Origin of the sequence: Spirillospora sp. CA-128828 (genome assembly GCF_050945415.1) — a bacterium.
Classification (GTDB): Bacteria; Actinomycetota; Actinomycetes; order Streptosporangiales; family Streptosporangiaceae; genus Spirillospora.
This window is the reverse complement of the sequence record NZ_CP191986.1, coordinates 3,147,172-3,163,534: the sequence shown is the minus strand read 5'-3', so window position 1 is coordinate 3,163,534 and position 16,363 is coordinate 3,147,172. Positions and strand designations below refer to the sequence as shown.

Genomic DNA, 16,363 nt, shown 5'->3' with positions numbered 1-16,363 from the left:
ATTCTGTGGTGGCCCCGCCCGCTGTGACCGGGTGGAGAGCAGAATAGGTTTTCTCGTGGCGGTGGGGGCCCGGGCACCGGTGCGCCCCGTCCCGCCCAGGACGCCGCGGCCCACGCGGCGCCACAACCGGGGAAAGGGAGCGTCCAGTGGCCAACAACGGCCCCTTCGACATCGTCGTCCTGGGTGCCGGCAGCGGCGGATACGCGTGCGCGCTGCGCGCCGCCGAGCTCGGCAGGTCGGTCGCGCTCATCGAGCGCGACGAGTCCCTCGGCGGGACGTGCCTCAACCGCGGCTGCATTCCCACCAAGGCGCTGCTGCACGCGGCCGAGGTGGCGGACCAGTCCCGCGAGGCGGCCAAGTTCGGCGTGAAGACCACCTTCGAGGGCATCGACGTCGCCGGCGTGAACGCCTACAAGGACAAGGTCGTCTCGACGACCGTCAAAGGCCTCACCGGGCTGATCAAGTCCCGGGGCATCGAGGTCGTGCACGGCACCGGCCGGCTCGCCGGCCCGACCACGGTCGAGGTCGACACCGCCGGCGGGCTGCGGACGATCGAGGCCGGGCACATCGTGCTCGGCACCGGATCGGCACCGAAGTCGCTGCCCGGCCTGGAGATCGACGGCGAGCGCGTCATCTCCAGCGACCACGCACTGCGGCTGGAGCACGTCCCGGGCTCGGTCGTCATCCTCGGCGGCGGCGTCATCGGCGTCGAGTTCGCCAGCGTGTGGCGCTCGTTCGGCGCCGAGGTCACGATCGTCGAGGCGCTGCCCCACCTGCTGCCGCTGGAGGAGGAGTCCAGCTCCAAGCGGCTGGAGCGGGCGTTCCGCAAGCGCGGCATCAAGTTCGAGGTCGGCACCCGCTTCGAGAGCGCCAAGCCGACGCAGGGCGGCATCTCCGTCACGCTCGAAGGCGGCAAGACGATCGACGCGGAACTGCTGCTGGTGGCGGTCGGGCGCGGCCCGATCTCCGACGGCATCGGGCTGGCCGAGGCCGGCGTCGAGACCGAGCGCGGGTTCGTCAAGGTCGACGAGTACTGCCGGACGAACGTCCCCACGATCTCGGCGGTCGGCGACCTGGTCCCGACGCCGCAGCTGGCCCACGTCGGCTTCGCCGAGGGCATCCTCGTCGCCGAGCGGCTGAGCGGGCTCACCCCGCCGCCGATCGACTACGACGGCGTCCCTCGCATCACCTACTCCGACCCCGAGGTGGCCTCGGTCGGCATCACGTCCGCCGTGGCCCGCGAGCGCGGGTACGAGATCAAGGAGGTCACCTACGACCTCGCGGGCAACCCCAAGAGCAAGATCCTGGGGACGCAGGGCGAGGTCAAGGTGATCGCGGCCGCGGACGGTCCCGTCCTCGGCCTCCACATGGTCGGCGCACGCGTCGGCGAGCTCATCGCGGAGGGCCAGCTCATCTACAACTGGGAGGCCCTGCCCGGCGAGGTCGCCCAGCTGATCCATCCCCACCCGACCCAGTCCGAGGCGGTCGGCGAGGCACATCTCGCCCTCGCCGGCAAACCACTGCACGTGCACGGCTGAACGTCGCACAAGTAATACGAAGGAGTCGCTGAGACATGCCGGTCTCCGTCACCATGCCCCAGCTCGGCGAGAGCGTCACCGAGGGCACCGTCACCCGCTGGCTGAAGAAGGAGGGTGAGCGCGTCGAGACCGACGAGCCGCTCCTGGAGGTGTCCACCGACAAGGTCGACACCGAGATCCCCTCCCCCGCCTCGGGCATCCTGACCAGCATCACCGTCGCCGAGGACGAAACCGTCGAGGTCGGCGCCGAACTGGCCGTCATCGGCGACGAGGGCGAGGCGCCGTCCGGCGGCGGCGCCCCGGCCGCGGAGGACGCCCGCGAGGAGGCTCCCGCCGCCCCGCCGCAGGCCGAGCAGGCACCCCCGCAGCAGGCGCCCCAGCAGCAGGCGCCGCCGCCCGCGGCGTGGCCGCCGCCGGCGCAGCAGCAGCCCGCGGCCCCGCCGTCCCCGGCGCCCGCCCCGGCCCCGCAGCCGCCGGCCCCGCCCGCGCGGCCGCCCGCGCCGGCCCCGGTGTCGCAGCAGCCGGCGCAGCCGCAGGCGGAGCCGGGCGAGGGCCCGTACGTCACGCCGCTGGTCCGCAAGCTGGCGGCCGAGCACAACGTGGACCTGGCCACGGTCAAGGGCACCGGCGTCGGCGGCCGCATCCGCAAGCAGGACGTCCTGGAGGCGGCCCGCACGGCCCAGCAGGCCGCCCAGCAGCAGGCCGCGCCCGCCGCCCCGCCCGCCCCGGCGCCCGCCCCGGCCCAGGCCCCGGCGGGCCGGCACGCGGCCCCGGCGCCCGCCGGCGCCCCCGCCGAGCAGCTCGCGCTGCGCGGCCGGACCGAGAAGATGTCCCGCATGCGGCAGACGATCGCCCGCCGCATGGTCGAGTCGCTGCAGGTGTCCGCGCAGCTCACCACCGTGGTCGAGGTGGACATCACCAAGATCGCGCGGCTGCGGGACCAGGCCAAGGCCGACTTCCAGGCGCGCGAGGGCGTCAAGCTGTCGTTCATGCCGTTCTTCGCGCTGGCGACCGTCGAGGCCCTCAAGGCGCACCCGAAGCTGAACGCGGTCATCAACGGCGAGACCAACGAGGTCACCTACCACGAGGTGGAGAACCTCAGCATCGCCGTGGACGTGCCCGAGCGCGGCCTGATGGTCCCGGTCGTGCACAACGCGGGCCAGCTGAACCTCGGCGGCCTCGCGCAGCGGATCGCCGACATCGCCGAGCGCACCCGCACCAACAAGGTGAGCCCGGACGAGCTGGCCGGCGGCACGTTCACGCTGACCAACACCGGCAGCCGCGGCGCGCTGTTCGACACCCCGATCCTCAACCAGCCGCAGGTCGGCATGCTCGGCACGGGCGCCGTCGTGAAGCGCCCGGCCGTCATCGACGACCCGGAGCTGGGCGAGGTCATCGCGGTCCGGTCGATGGTCTACCTGGCGCTGACCTACGACCACCGGCTGATCGACGGCGCGGACGCCGCCCGCTTCCTCGCCACGGTCAAGCACCGCCTGGAGGAGGGCAACTTCGAGGCCGAGCTCGGCCTCTGAGCACGCCACCGGGACCCCGCCGCGCCGCAGGCCGGCGGGGTCCCGCGCGTCCGGGGAAACGCGGGACCCCGATGAGAATCTCAGCGTTCGGTGGCGTCGTCGTCCTAGGCTGGGAGCATGAGGGTCACCGTCACGGGCTCGTCGGGCCTCATCGGCTCGGCGCTGGTGCGATCGCTGCGGGATGACGGCCACGAGGTCGTCCGGCTGGTGCGGCGGGAGCCGTCCAGATCCGACGAGGCGCGCTGGTCCCCCGCCGACGGCTGCGTCGACAAGGGGGCGCTGGAGGGCGCGGACGCCGTCGTGCACCTGGCCGGCGCCGGGGTCGGCGACCGGCCGTGGACGAAGGCGTACAAGCGGAAGATCTACGACAGCCGGGTGGTCGGAACCCGGACCCTCTCAGAGGCGATCGCGGCCGCCGATCCGCGCCCCGGCGTGCTGGTGTGCGGGTCGGCGATCGGCTACTACGGCGACACCGGCGACCGCGAGGTCGACGAGAAGTCCCCCGCCGGGCAGGGGTTCCTGGCCGGCCTCGTCCGCGACTGGGAGGCCGCCGCCGCACCCGCGCGGGAGGCCGGGGTCCGGGTCGTCCATCCGCGGACGGGGGTCGTGCTGGCGCGCGAGGGCGGGATCCTCGGGCGCACCCTGCCGCTGTTCCGGCTCGGCCTCGGCGGCGACCTCGGGGACGGCCGGCAGTGGACGAGCTGGATCTCCATCGGCGACCTGGTCTCGGCACTGCGGTTCCTCATCGGCCACGAGATCGCCGGGCCCGTCAACATGACCGCGCCGACCCCGGTGACCAACGACGCCTACACGAAGGCGGTCGGCCGGGTCCTGCACCGGCCGACCCGGCTGGCCGTCCCGAAGTTCGCGCTGCGGGCGGCGCTGCTCGGCTTCGCCGACGAAGGGCCGCTGGTCAGCCAGCGGGTGCATCCGCGCCGGCTGGAGGAGGCCGGGTTCCGGTTCGCGCACGAGGACGTCGAGTCGGCCATCGCCGCCGTCCTGTGAGTCCCAAGAATCGTCAAAGTCCTGCCCGATCCCGTTCGGTAGTCATACGGTGACATTGAGACAACATGGCCTACGAGGGGGATGAATGAGCACCGACGGACAGCCGCACATCCTCGCGATCGGCGGGGGCACGTTCGTGCCCGACGGCCGGGACGGCCTCGAACCGAGCCCCCTGCTGCGCTACGCGTTCGACCTGACCGGCCAGGACCGGCCGCGCGTCTGCGTCATCACGACGGCCATGGGCGACGGCCCCCAGTACATCGCCCGCTCCTACGCCGCGTTCTCCTCCATGGACGCCGAGGTCAGCCACCTGGCGCTGTTCCCGATGCCGAACATCGCCGACATGCGGGCCCACCTGCTCACCCAGGACCTCGTCTACGTCGGCGGCGGGAGCGTCGCGAACCTGCTGGCCCTGTGGCGGCTGCACGGGCTCGACGAGATCCTGCGGGAGGCGTGGCAGGAGGGCGTCGTGCTGTCCGGGCAGAGCGCGGGCGCGCTGTGCTGGCACGCCGGCGGCAACACCGACTCCTACGGGCCGCAGCTGCGCCCGCTGACGGACGGGCTGCGCTTCCTGCCGTTCTCGTGCGGGGTGCACTACGACAGCGAACCGCAGCGCCGCCCGCTGCTCCAGCAGCTCGTCGGCGAGGGGTCCCTGCCGGGCGGGTACGCGGCCGACGAGGGCGCGGCGCTGCACTATGTCGGCACCGAGTTCGTCCAGGCCGTCTCCTACCGGCGGGAGGCGGGCGCCTACCGGATCGAGCCCGACGGGCCGGGGACGGCGAAGGAGTACCGGCTGGAGCCCCGGCTGCTCGCCGCCCTCTGAGGAGCGGTCCGGCCGTCCACGGCATAAGCTGGCTCGCGTGAGCGATGTGGACGTACGCGAGCTGGTGGTGGTGCACGCGGGGTTCGGCACGGCGGCCGTCCCCTACGAGGCGGGATGGGAGCTGCAGAAACGCACCCATGCGCTGCGGGTGGACGACCTCGTCCCCGACACCGTCCTGCTGATGGAGCATCAGCCCGTCTACACCGCGGGCAAGCGGACCGGGGCGCTCGACCGCCCGTTCGGCGACCCCGGCGCCCCGGTCGTGGACGTGGACCGCGGCGGCAAGATCACCTGGCATGGTCCGGGGCAGCTCACCGGCTACCCGATCGTCCGGCTGCCCGACCCGGCGGACGTCGTCGGCTACGTGCGGCTGCTGGAACAGATGATGATGGACGTCTGCGCCGAGCTCGGCCTGGAGACGGTCACCGTCGAGGGGCGCAGCGGGCTGTGGGTGCCCGGCGCCCCCGACCGCAAGATCGGCTCGATCGGGATCCGGGTGGCGCGGGGCGTCGCGATGCACGGCTTCATGCTCAACTGCGACAACGACATGGGCTGGTTCGACAAGATCGTCGCCTGCGGGATCCGGGACGTCGGGTCCACCAACCTGAGCCGGGAACTCGGCCGGGAGGTCACGGTCGCCGAGATCGTCCCGCTGGTCGAGCGGCACCTGGCCGCGGCGCTCGGCGCGGCGGAGACGCTCCACCGCACCACGGCGCAACTCGGCGTCTGACCGGCGTCCTCCCGGAGCGGCCCCGGGAAGACGCTCGGGGCCGCCGGTCGGTCAGGCCATGACCTTGTAGACGGCCTGGCCTTCGGTCGCGGCGACCCGGAAGAAGTCCGCCAGCCCCTTGTAGGCGGGCTTGAAGACCTTGTCGCGGGCGGCGCCGTCCAGCCGTCCCGCGTCCTGGACGCCGGCCCTGCCCATCGCCGCCGGGTCGAAGCGCCGGGCGACGTCGGCGAACGGGGTCGCGGCCAGGTGGTCGGCGGCCGGCTTCACCCGGTCAGGCGCCAGGTAGATCACGTCCATGCCCAGCTCGTCGGCGCCGTCCTCGGTGAGCAGCCGCCCGCCGCACACGACGTCGGCCTCGGGCTGGCGGCCCTCCCACGCGTCGCCGGTGACGAGGAAGTGCATCGCCTGCCACGCCCAGCCGAGCTCGAACAGTTCCCTCGCGCCGCGCCGGCGCCAGTTCGCGTCGCCGAAGACGTGGCGCGCGATCCGGCCGGGATCGGGCTCCCCCTCCAGCACCGGCGGCACCCTGAGGTACGACATTGCCAGACCCACGGTGGTCCTCCTGCTGACGCTGTTGCGTGACGACAGGGAGTCACCTTAGAGAGATCCTCTGTTGAAGATGGCCGAAACACGCGAATCGGCTGCACGAACGGGGTACCGTCATGCGTTCGAGATCGCTCCGATACGGCTTTGAGGCCCCCGCCACACGTCGGGCCGCGGTGTGCCGGCACCGGAGATCGGGACGTACCCTGGGATCCGTGACGACGGTGACACCTGAGGGACGGAAGCTCCTGCGCGTCGAAGCGCGCAACAGCGAGACCCCGATCGAGCGCAAGCCCGAGTGGATCAAGACACGGCTGAAGATGGGGCCGCAGTACCGCGAGCTCACCGGCCTGGTGAAGTCCGAAGGCCTGCACACGGTGTGCCAGGAGGCCGGCTGTCCCAACATCTACGAATGCTGGGAGGACCGCGAGGCCACGTTCCTCATCGGCGGCGACCAGTGCACCCGGCGGTGCGACTTCTGCCAGATCGACACCGGCAAGCCCGCCGAGTTCGACCGGGACGAGCCGCGCCGCGTCGCCGAGTCCGTCGCCACGATGGGCCTGAAGTACGCGACCGTCACCGGCGTCGCCCGCGACGACCTCGAGGACGGCGGGGCCTGGCTGTACGCCGAGACCGTCCGGCAGATCCACGCTGCGATTCCCGGCTGCGGCGTCGAACTGCTCATCCCGGACTTCAACGCCGTCCCCGAGCAGCTGGCCGAGGTCTTCTCGTCGCGGCCGGAGGTGCTGGCGCACAACGTGGAGACCGTGCCGCGGATCTTCAAGCGGATCCGGCCCGGGTTCCGGTACGAGCGGTCCCTGGAGGTCATCACCCGCGCCCGCGAGGACGGCCTGGTCACCAAGTCGAACCTGATCCTCGGCATGGGCGAGACCCGCGAGGAGATCTCGCAGGCGCTGCGCGACCTGCACGAGGCCGGCTGCGAGCTGGTCACGATCACCCAGTACCTGCGGCCGAGCCCCCGCCACCACCCGGTGGAGCGGTGGGTGAAGCCGGAGGAGTTCGTGGAACTGTCGGCGGAGGCCGAGGAGATCGGCTTCGCGGGCGTCATGTCCGGCCCGCTGGTGCGTTCCAGCTACCGCGCCGGCCGCCTCTACAAGCAGGCGGTCTCAGCGCGAGGCTGATCGTTTCCTTCTTGTGCGCGGGCGGGGGTTGTCGGGTTCGGGCCCCGACCCGACTATCCTTGGATTCATGTCGAAAAAGCCCACGGACGGGGCCCAGGACAGTCCAGGGCGCCTCAAGCAGATCCGCATGGTCGCCCAGGTGCTGCGCAAGGCCGACCCGAAGGCCCTGCCGATCGTGTTCGCCGCCGCGCTCGGGACCCTGGTCGTCGTCATCCTCATCGGGCTGATCATCGGCCAGCTGTGGTTCTTCATCCCGCTGGGCATCCTGGCCGGGCTCGCCGTCGGCATGATCGTCTTCGGGCAGCTGGCGCAGCGCGCGCAGTACAAGGTGATCGCCGGGCAGCCGGGCGCGGCCGCCGCGATCCTGAAGAACATGCGCGGCAACTGGACGGTCACCGAGGCGGTCAGCGGCAACCGCAACCTCGACATGGTGCACCGCGCGGTGGGACGCGCCGGCGTGGTGCTCGTGTCGGAGGGCCCGCGCAACCGGGTCGGCCAGCTGCTCGGCGCCGAGAAGAAGCGCATCTCCCGCGCCGCCCAGCAGGTGCCGATCTATGACGTCCAGGTCGGGGACGACGAGGGCCAGATCCCGGTCGACAAGCTGCAGCGCCATCTGATGAAGCTGCCCCGCAACCTCACCAAGGGACAGGTCGCGGACCTCAACGACCGGCTCCAGGCTCTGCCCCGGTCGATGCAGATGCCGAAGGGCCCGATGCCGCGGGGCGCGAAGATGCCCAAGGGCCCGAAGCCCAAGATGCGCTGACGCCCGAAGAGGCCCAAAAGAAGAAGGCGCCCCCGCCGGGGGCGCCTTCTCGTGTTCTGGCTACATGTTGACGACGACGGTGTTGCCGGCGCGGTCGTGCATGCCCCGGTAGTCGCGGTCCCAGATCAGCGCGGGAATGACCAGGAGCAGCAGGACGGTCCTGGCGAGCGCCCAGCCGAGCCCGACCGGGCGTCCGTCCAGCCGCGCGACGCGGATGCCGCACAGCCGCTTGCCGATCGTCGTGCCGAGGAACGCGGTGAGCACCCACGCCTGGAGGCCGAAGACGGCGAGCGTCACCAGGCTGCGCTGCGCCGGCTCCCAGTCGAACGAGCGCGCCAGGAGGCTCGCGACCAGCATCGACAGGCCCCAGTCGACGAACAGCGCGATCAGCCGCCGGCCGTAGGGCGCGACGGCGCCGCTGCCGCTCTCCGGGAGGCCGATGCGCTTGCCCGGCTCGCCGAGGTCGGCCCCGGCCGAACGGGCGCCGCCGAGCCAGGTCTGCGTCCACCGCGGCCCGGCCGCCTCCTGCCGCCCCTTGCCACCGCTCATGGCCCCTACGCTATCCGGTCCCCCCGGAGGTCCCGACGCGGCTCCCCCGGGCAGGCCGGAAGTGACGCGTAACACAGCGGAAACATACGAGACATGGCCGGGAAACGGCGCGCCCGTAGCGTGCTGGGAGCCAAGAACCGCCCTGAGGAGGCTGGATGTTCAGCAGCGCCGAAGAGGTCCTGAGCTACATCAGGAACGAAGGTGTGCGTTTCGTCGACTGCCGGTTCGTGGACCTGCCGGGCAAGATGCAGCACTTCACGTTCCCCGTCGAGAGCTTCGGCGAGAGCGTCTTCACCGAGGGGCTGATGTTCGACGGCTCGTCGGTCCGCGGGTTCCAGGAGATCCACGAGTCGGACATGCTCCTGCTCCCCGACCCCGGTACCGCCGTCGTGGACCCGTTCCGGCAGCACAAGACCCTGAACCTGAACTTCTTCGTCCACGACCCGCTGACGGGCGAGCCCTACAGCCGCGACCCCCGCAACGTGGCCAAGAAGGCGCAGGACTACCTGCGCGGCACCGGCATCGCCGACACCTGCTACTTCGGCCCCGAGGCCGAGTTCTACATCTTCGACGACGTCCGCTTCGAGACGAAGCAGAACGCCGGCTACTACTACCTCGACTCGGTCGAGGGGGCGTGGAACACCGGCCGCGAGGAGGCCGGCGGCAACCTCGGCGCCAAGCCCCCCTACAAGGGCGGCTACTTCCCCGTCCCGCCGATGGACCACTACACCGACCTGCGCTCGGAGATGGTGGCGCAGCTGCTGTCCGCCGGCATCCACGTCGAGATGCAGCACCACGAGGTCGGCACCGCGGGCCAGGCGGAGATCGACTTCCGCTTCGACACCCTGCTGAAGACCGCCGACCAGCTGCTGCTCTACAAGTACATCGTCAAGAACGTCGCGCGCGCCGCCGGCAAGACCGTCACGTTCATGCCGAAGCCGATCTTCGGTGACAACGGCTCCGGCATGCACTGCCACCAGTCCCTCTGGAAGGACGGCGCGCCCCTCTTCTACGACGAGGTCGGCTACGCGGGCCTGTCCGACAACGCCCGCTACTACATCGGCGGCCTGCTCAAGCACGCCCCGTCCCTGCTGGCCTTCACGAACCCGACGGTGAACAGCTACCACCGCCTGGTCCCCGGCTTCGAGGCCCCGGTCAACCTGGTCTACTCCCAGCGCAACCGCTCGGCCTGCATCCGGGTGCCGATCACCGGCTCGAACCCGAAGGCCAAGCGCATCGAGTTCCGTGTCCCGGACCCGTCCTGCAACCCCTACCTGGCCTTCTCCGCCATGCTCATGGCCGGCCTGGACGGCATCAAGAACAAGATCGAGCCGGCGGAGCCGGTCGACAAGGACCTCTACGAGCTGCCGCCCGAGGAGGCCCGCGCGATCCCGCAGGTCCCCGGCTCGCTGCCCGAGGTCCTCGCGGCCCTGGAGGCCGACCACGACTACCTCCTCGAAGGCGGCGTCTTCACCCCGGACCTCATCGAGACCTGGATCTCGATGAAGAACGAGTTCGAGATCGACCCCATCCGCCTCCGCCCCCACCCCCACGAGTTCGAGCTCTACTACGACATCTGACAGGGAGGCGGGGGCCCGGCGGCGGTGCCGCCGGGCCCCCGCGTCTGCGCGGGTCCGGGATCGACGCGCGCCGCCCGCCGTTGCCGGGCCGGTGGGTCACTCGCGGGCACCGCCGCGCAAGGCGTCGATCGGGCGGGCGCCGAGCACCAGGACCGACGCCGCCAGGCTCGCGGCCAGGCTCATGGCGGCGACGCCCGCGAGGAGAAGCGGGTACTGCGGGAGGGGCAGGCCGGTCAGCCGCATCGTGCCGGAGAGCGCGCCGTTCGCCCCGGCGAGCGCCACGCAGGCGATGGCGCTGCCGCCCAGGACGCCGATCACCGTGGTGATGACCGTCTCCCAGGTGATCATGCGGATCAGCTGGCGGCGGCCGGCGCCCACGGCGCGGAGGAGCGCGAACTCCCTGACCCGCGCGGCCGTCCCCATGACCAGGGTGTTGACGAGCGACACGGCGCTGAACGAGACGAGGACGGCGAGCACCAGGTACGTCCCGAACGAGTTCTGCTGGATCGAGGTGTGCGCGGCGTCGCCGTAACCCGCCCGGTCCACCACCCGCACGGCGGGCTGGTCGCGCCGCAGGGCGCGCAGTGCGCGGTCGAGTTCGGCGGTGGCGCCGGGACGTGCCCGGATCAGGACCGCGTCGTCCATATCGGTGCGCATGTGAGCGGCCAGCGCCGTCTCGGAGAAGACGATGTCCGCGAAGCCGAGCGAGCGGTCGAAGATCCCGCCGACCCGCAGGTCCGCCGGCGTCCCGTCCGGCAGCCAGCCGCGGAAGCGCGACCCGACATGCCAGCCGTGCTCACCCGCGTGGGTGCGGCTGACCAGCACCGTCCCCGGCGTCCTGAGGCTCTCCAGCGAGCCCTCGCGGAAGCCCAGGTCGAGGACCCGTCCCGCCGTGGCCGGATCCACGGCCTGCGCCGGAAGGGTGTCGGGGGTGCCCAGGACGTACGAGACGACCTCGGTGCCGCGCACCGCGGAGACCGTCTCGGCGCCCGGCAGACGCCGCGCCGCCTCCGCCGCCTCCGCCGGGAGCCCTCCGCCGGCGCGCGGCAGCAGGATCCGGTCGGCGACGACCCGCTCCCGTCCTTGAGCGGCGGTGGTGTCGTCGAGGACGGCCGTCACCAGCAGCGCGTACCCGGCCATGGCCACACTGATCAGGATGGCGGCGGCCGCCGCCGAGACCCGGCGGACCGCCGCGGCCGAGCCCGCGTGGGCGAGCCATCCCGTCGTCCTCGTGACCGCGCCGATCGCGGCCCCGATCGGCGGTTCGAGCAACCGGGTCGCCGGCGGCGCCAGCAGGGCCGCCGCGCCCATCAGCAGCATGACGACCAGGGCCTGGAACGCGACGCCGACCTGGCCGCCCACATGCTGGCTCAGCATGAGGATCGCGAGGCCGCCCCCCAGCATGGTGAGGGCGAGCAGGACGCGCGGGACGGTCACGAGCCGCCGGGGCCGCGCCGCCTCCTGCAGCGCCTCGGCGGGACGGAACCGGGAGGCCTGGCGCACCGCCGTGAACGCCGACAGCAGCGTGAGCACCAGCCCGGCCGCCCCCGCGACGAGCAGCGGCAGCGGGCCCGTCACCACCGCGAACTCGGGCGGGGCGAGCCCCCGGTCGACGAGCAGCCCGCGCAGCAGGCGGGCCAGCGGGATGCCCAGCAGGTATCCCGGCGGCGCGGCGAGCAGCGCCAGCACCACGGCCTCGGCGGCGATCATGCGCCTGATCTGCCCGGACGTGGCGCCGATGGCCCGCAGCAGCGCGATCTCCCGGCGGCGCTGCAGGACCGACAGGCCCAGCGTCCCGCCGATGACGAACACGGCGAGGAAACCGCCGATCCCCGCCATCGGGCCGAACAGCAGCGTGGAGTACTCCAGCTTCTCCGCCGTCTCGGGTGCGCCCGCCCGTGCCCGCTCGTCGCCGGTGAGCACCTCCTGGCCGGTGCCGCGCACCGCCGCGCGCAGCCTCCCGGCCAGCTCGGCGGCCGGGATCCCGGGCCGCGCGATCACGCCCGCGACGTCGGCGGTGCCACCCGCTCCGGACAGCCGCGCCGCGGTCGCCTCGGCGAAGAAGAGCGTGGCCTGGGACGGCAGCGCGGCCCGTCCGCCACGCGGCCGGACGATCCCGCTCACCGTGAACGGCCGGGTCCCCGCGGCGGTGACGACCCGGATGCGGCTCCCGGAGCGCACGGAGGCCCGGCGCGCCAGGTCGGCGTCGATCGCGACCTCGGTGCCGGTCACCGGGGCCCGTCCGGCGGAGAGGGTGAACGGCGTGAGCCGCGCGGCCTGCCAGCCGTGTCCGAGCGACGGCCCGCCGCCGCCCCCGGACAGCGGCTCGCCGTCCTCGCCCAGGGCCTGCGCGTTGAACGGCGTGTCCCCGACGACGGCGGCGACGCCCGGCACGGCGCGCAGCGTCGCCAGCCGCTCCGCCGTCAGCCGGGGCGGCGCCTTGAGCGGGACGACCTCCTCGTCCTCGCCCGAGCGGACGCGCAGGTTCGGGTCGGCGCGCACGACGGCGGCCGTGGCGCCGAACCGGTCGACGGCCGGCGTCGCGCGCACCCCGGACTGGATCATCGTCACGCAGGCCGCGACGAGCGTGACCGCCACCAGCACGGCGGCCAGCGAGCCGAAGAAGCCGATCTTGCGGGTGCGGATCGTGCCCAGCGCCAGACGCAGCACGCCGTCACCCGCCGAGCCGGGCCAGCCGCGCGGCGACGCGGTCGGCGGTGGGACGGTCCATGCCCTCGACGATGGAGCCGTCGGCGAGGAAGAGCACCCGGTCGGCATAGGACGCCGCGACCGGATCGTGCGTGACCATGACCAGCGTCTGGCCGAGGGTGTCGACGACCTCCCGGAGCAGCGTGAGGATCTCCCGGCCGGTGGCCAGGTCCAGCGCCCCCGTCGGCTCGTCCCCGAAGACCACCGCGGGCCGCGTCAGGAGGGCGCGGGCGATCGCGACCCGCTGCTGCTGCCCGCCCGACATCTCGCTCGGCCGGTGACCGGCCCGCTCGGCCAGCCCGACGCGCTCGATGAGCTCGGCGAGCCAGGCGCGGTCCGGCCGCCGCCCGGCCAGCCGCAGCGGGAGGACGATGTTCTGGGTGGCGGTCAGTGCCGGGATGAGGTTGAACGACTGGAAGACGAAGCCGATCCGGTCCCTGCGCAGCCTGGTGAGCCGGGACTCGCCCATCGTCGTCAGGTCGTCGCCGCCCAGCAACACCCGCCCCGACGTGGGCCGGTCCAGCCCCGCGGCGCACTGGAGCAGCGTGCTCTTGCCGGACCCCGACGGGCCCATGATCGCGGTGAAGGACCCGGCGGGCAGGTCCGCCGATACGCCGCGGAGCGCCTCCACGGCGCTCCTGCCGCGGCCGTAGCGCCGGGTGAGCCGGTCCAGCCGGATGGCGGGCGGCACTGATGCCGTCGCCGCCTCCGGCGCGAGGGCGGGGTCGAAGATCTCCACCCCGGAAAGCCTGGCAAGGCCGCGCCCGCCCGCCCACCGGGCAGTCCCTTGATCTTTTCAGGGGTGGCCCTGAGCGCCCGGGTCATGGCCCGCACCGAGCCGCCCGGGACTCGGTGAGCCTAAGCTGTCGATCACCATGCGGGTGATACTTGCGGAGGACAGCGCGCTTTTCCGGCAGGGGCTGGCCCGGCTGCTCACCGACTCCGGGATCACGGTCTCCGCCGAGGTCGGCGACGCCGACGCGCTGCTGGCGGCGGTCGCGGCCGATCCGCCGGACGTGGTGATCGTGGACGTGCGGATGCCACCCGGTTACGGCGTCGAGGGCCTGGACGCGGCGCGGCGCATCCGCGGCGGGCATCCCGACGTCGGCGTGCTCGTCCTGTCCCATCACATCGAGGCGCATCACGCGATACGGCTGCTCGGCGACGACGCCCGCGGCATCGGCTACCTGCTCAAGGACCGTCTCTCCGACGTCGCGGAACTGACCGACGCCCTCCGCCGCGTACACGGCGGCGCCACCGTCATCGATCCCGACGTGGTCGTCAGGCTCGTCGGGAGGCGGCGCAGGGACGCACCCCTGGAGCGGCTCAGCGAGCGGGAGCGCGAGGTGCTGGCGCTCATGGCCGAGGGCCGCTCCAACCAGGCGATCTCCGGGCGGCTGCGGCTGAGCCCGAAGACCGTGGAGACGCACGTCCACAACATCTTCGAGCGGCTCGGCCTCGCGGTGGCCGGGGACGACCATCGCCGGGTGCTGGCGGTACTCGCCTACCTGCGTTCTTGAGGCTCCCCGCGGCCGGGCTCCGCGCGTTCGGGCTCCGCGCGTTCGGGCTCCGCGCGTTCGGGCTCCGCGCGTTCGGGCTCCGCGCGTTCGGGCTCCGCGCGTTCGGGCTCCGCCGGGGCCGGACGGCCGAGCGGGATCTCGGCCGTCACCCGGGTGCCGCGTCCCGGTGGGCTGTCGACGCGAAGGTCGCCGTCCAGCGCCGCCACCCGGTCCGCCAGACCGCGCAGGCCGGTGCCCGACTCCGCCCGCGCGCCGCCCACGCCGTCGTCGCGGATCTCCAGTCGCAGCCGTGTGCCGTCCCCGGCCGCCGGCAGGGCCGCCGTGATCGACACGTGCGCGGCCCCGGCGTGCTTGGCCGCGTTGGCCAGGGCCTCGGCGGCGACGAAGTAGGCGGCCTGCTCGGCCGCCGCCGGGAGCCGTCCCTCGGGCGCCTCCACCGTGACGGGGACCGGCGACCGGTCGGCCAGCGAGGCCAGCGCCGCGCGGAGGCCCGCTTCGCGGAGGATCGCCGGGTGGATCCCGCCGGCCAGCTCGCGGAGTTCGGTCATGGCATGGCGCAGGTCGGCCGCCGCCTCGTCCAGCAGTACGGCCAGCCCTTCATCGGAGTTGCGGGCGCGGGCGAGCCCCAGCGTGGTGGTCAGCCGGGCCAGCCGCTGCTGCGCGCCGTCGTGCAGGTTGCGCTCGATCCGGCGCCGTTCGGCGTCCCCCGCGGTCACGATCCGGGCCCGGGACTCCCGGACCTCGGCCAGCCGCGCTGCCAGCCTGGCGCGCATGCGCTCGTTCTCCATCACGAGCCGGACGATCGCCGCCGCGGACCGGATCGGTTCCGGGTCGTCGTCGAGCGCGGCGTCGTACGACAGGACCGCGGCGGGCTCGCCGTCGACCTCCAGCAGGGCGGCCGAACGTCCGTGCGCGGCGTCGGGCCACCGCACGGGCCGCCCGGCCGCGTCGGCGTAGCCGCCGTTCTCGTCGGGGTGGCCGAGGCGCAGGGTCGGATCGCGCAGCACGGTCGCGAGCGTCGCCTCCAGCATCCCCGGGTCCGGTGGGAGGCTCGCCGCGATGCGCGCCACTGCGGCGTGGTCGAGCCGGGCGCGCAGGATCCCGGCCAGCACCCCGAGCGGCCACAGCACCAGCGTGGAGAGCTGCAGGAAATGCAGGATCGTCTCCAGCGGGGACCGCGTCACTGAGCCCCCGAGCCAGAGGTAGACGCCCTGCCGGCCCCAGGTGGCGAGCAGCATCAGCGCGCCGGCGAGCGCCACGGGGGCGAAGGTGTGCCGGCGGGGTGCGGACATCCGGACCAGCCACCGCCGTACGAGCACCCCCGCCAGCACGAGCCCGAACACCCACAGGAACCCGGCCACGCCACGCGTCAGCAGGCGAGACGGTCCCTCGCCGCCCGGAAGGGCCGGCAGACAGACGCAGCTCCCGTCACCGAGCCTGCCGAACCGCAGCCACACCGCCAGCGCGATCGCCAGGCCGAGATAGCCGGCGGCGACCATGGCGCGCTCCGCCCGGCCGACGGCCCGGCCGTCGGGGACCACCAGAACGAGATGGGCCAGGACGGCCAGCGCGGCCCAGCCGAGGACGTTCCCGGCCAGCATGGCCGGCCGCGCCGGGTGGTAGTTCACGCCCGACAGCAGGAGGGTCGTCCCGACCACGGTCATCAGCGTGCCGGTGCGGCCGGCGGGCCGGATGGCACGGGTGACCAGCCCGCCGGCGACGAACGACCACCCGCCGCCGAGGCCGAGGGCGAGCATCGCGAGCGCGCTCCCGGACGACGCCAGGCCCGGCAGCCGGAACGCCCAGATCACATCGGCCGCGGTCGCCAGGGCGGCGAGCGCGACGACGAGGACCCGGTTCATGACGTCATCAAGATCACTGTACGTCCTGGAGGCCGGTGCGGAACTGGCATCATGTGCGCGGAACCGC

At 73.3% G+C, this 16,363-nt stretch carries 14 protein-coding genes; 9 read left to right on the top strand and 5 right to left on the bottom strand.

The annotated features are described in order from the left end of the window. Nucleotides 1-146: 146 nt before the first annotated feature. From lpdA to lipB, 5 genes are all read left to right on the top strand, one after another. A complete protein-coding gene (lpdA, locus tag ACQPXG_RS15675) occupies nt 147-1,538 on the top strand; it encodes a dihydrolipoyl dehydrogenase (protein WP_433468412.1) in 1,392 nt (463 codons plus the stop codon). A gap of 35 nt (nt 1,539-1,573) precedes the next feature. After that, a complete protein-coding gene (sucB, locus tag ACQPXG_RS15670) occupies nt 1,574-3,070 on the top strand; it encodes a 2-oxoglutarate dehydrogenase, E2 component, dihydrolipoamide succinyltransferase (RefSeq protein WP_433468411.1) in 1,497 nt (498 codons plus the stop codon). 117 nt (nt 3,071-3,187) lie between these two features. Then, nucleotides 3,188-4,075, top strand: coding sequence for a TIGR01777 family oxidoreductase (locus ACQPXG_RS15665; protein WP_433468410.1), 888 nt, complete (start codon nt 3,188-3,190; stop codon nt 4,073-4,075). A gap of 85 nt (nt 4,076-4,160) precedes the next feature. Then, complete coding sequence (locus ACQPXG_RS15660; RefSeq protein WP_433468409.1) at nt 4,161-4,898, top strand: Type 1 glutamine amidotransferase-like domain-containing protein; 738 nt, start codon at nt 4,161-4,163, stop codon at nt 4,896-4,898. 37 nt (nt 4,899-4,935) lie between these two features. Beyond that, the gene (gene lipB / locus ACQPXG_RS15655) at nt 4,936-5,628 is read left to right on the top strand and encodes a lipoyl(octanoyl) transferase LipB (protein ID WP_433468408.1); all 693 of its coding nucleotides are present in this window, start codon (nt 4,936-4,938) and stop codon (nt 5,626-5,628) included. Nucleotides 5,629-5,679: 51 nt separating this feature from the next. Here lipB and ACQPXG_RS15650 read toward each other — a convergent pair whose 3' ends face one another. Further along, complete coding sequence (locus ACQPXG_RS15650; RefSeq protein ID WP_433468407.1) at nt 5,680-6,180, bottom strand: DUF1877 family protein; 501 nt, start codon at nt 6,178-6,180, stop codon at nt 5,680-5,682. A 206-nt stretch (nt 6,181-6,386) separates the two neighbouring features. On the opposite strand from ACQPXG_RS15650, the gene lipA reads away from it, so the two are divergent. Both lipA and ACQPXG_RS15640 read left to right on the top strand, forming a co-directional pair. Next, nucleotides 6,387-7,313, top strand: coding sequence for a lipoyl synthase (gene lipA, locus ACQPXG_RS15645; protein WP_433468406.1), 927 nt, complete (start codon nt 6,387-6,389; stop codon nt 7,311-7,313). A gap of 67 nt (nt 7,314-7,380) precedes the next feature. Beyond that, entirely contained in the window at nt 7,381-8,076 is a 696-nt protein-coding gene (locus tag ACQPXG_RS15640) for a DUF4191 domain-containing protein (protein WP_433468405.1), read from the top strand. Between the two features lie 60 nt (nt 8,077-8,136). Here ACQPXG_RS15640 and ACQPXG_RS15635 read toward each other — a convergent pair whose 3' ends face one another. Beyond that, nucleotides 8,137-8,625, bottom strand: a complete 489-nt coding sequence (locus ACQPXG_RS15635) for an RDD family protein (protein ID WP_433468404.1) — start codon at nt 8,623-8,625, stop codon at nt 8,137-8,139. Between the two features lie 155 nt (nt 8,626-8,780). On the opposite strand from ACQPXG_RS15635, the gene glnA reads away from it, so the two are divergent. Further along, entirely contained in the window at nt 8,781-10,205 is a 1,425-nt protein-coding gene (gene glnA, locus ACQPXG_RS15630; RefSeq protein WP_433468403.1) for a type I glutamate--ammonia ligase, read from the top strand. A gap of 96 nt (nt 10,206-10,301) precedes the next feature. Here the strand turns inward: glnA and ACQPXG_RS15625 are convergent, their stop codons facing one another. Both ACQPXG_RS15625 and ACQPXG_RS15620 read right to left on the bottom strand, forming a co-directional pair. Beyond that, on the bottom strand, nt 10,302-12,875 hold the full coding sequence (locus ACQPXG_RS15625; RefSeq protein WP_433468402.1) for an ABC transporter permease: 2,574 nt from the start codon (nt 12,873-12,875) through the stop codon (nt 10,302-10,304). A gap of 4 nt (nt 12,876-12,879) precedes the next feature. After that, complete coding sequence (locus ACQPXG_RS15620; RefSeq protein WP_433468401.1) at nt 12,880-13,653, bottom strand: ABC transporter ATP-binding protein; 774 nt, start codon at nt 13,651-13,653, stop codon at nt 12,880-12,882. 136 nt (nt 13,654-13,789) lie between these two features. Between ACQPXG_RS15620 and ACQPXG_RS15615 the strand changes: the two genes are divergently transcribed. Continuing rightward, complete coding sequence (locus ACQPXG_RS15615; protein WP_433468400.1) at nt 13,790-14,434, top strand: response regulator; 645 nt, start codon at nt 13,790-13,792, stop codon at nt 14,432-14,434. Here ACQPXG_RS15615 and ACQPXG_RS15610 read toward each other — a convergent pair. Beyond that, the gene (locus tag ACQPXG_RS15610; RefSeq protein WP_433468399.1) at nt 14,419-16,296 is read right to left on the bottom strand and encodes a histidine kinase; all 1,878 of its coding nucleotides are present in this window, start codon (nt 16,294-16,296) and stop codon (nt 14,419-14,421) included. The two genes, ACQPXG_RS15615 and ACQPXG_RS15610, sit on opposite strands and share 16 nt — an antisense overlap. Nucleotides 16,297-16,363: the final 67 nt, after the last annotated feature.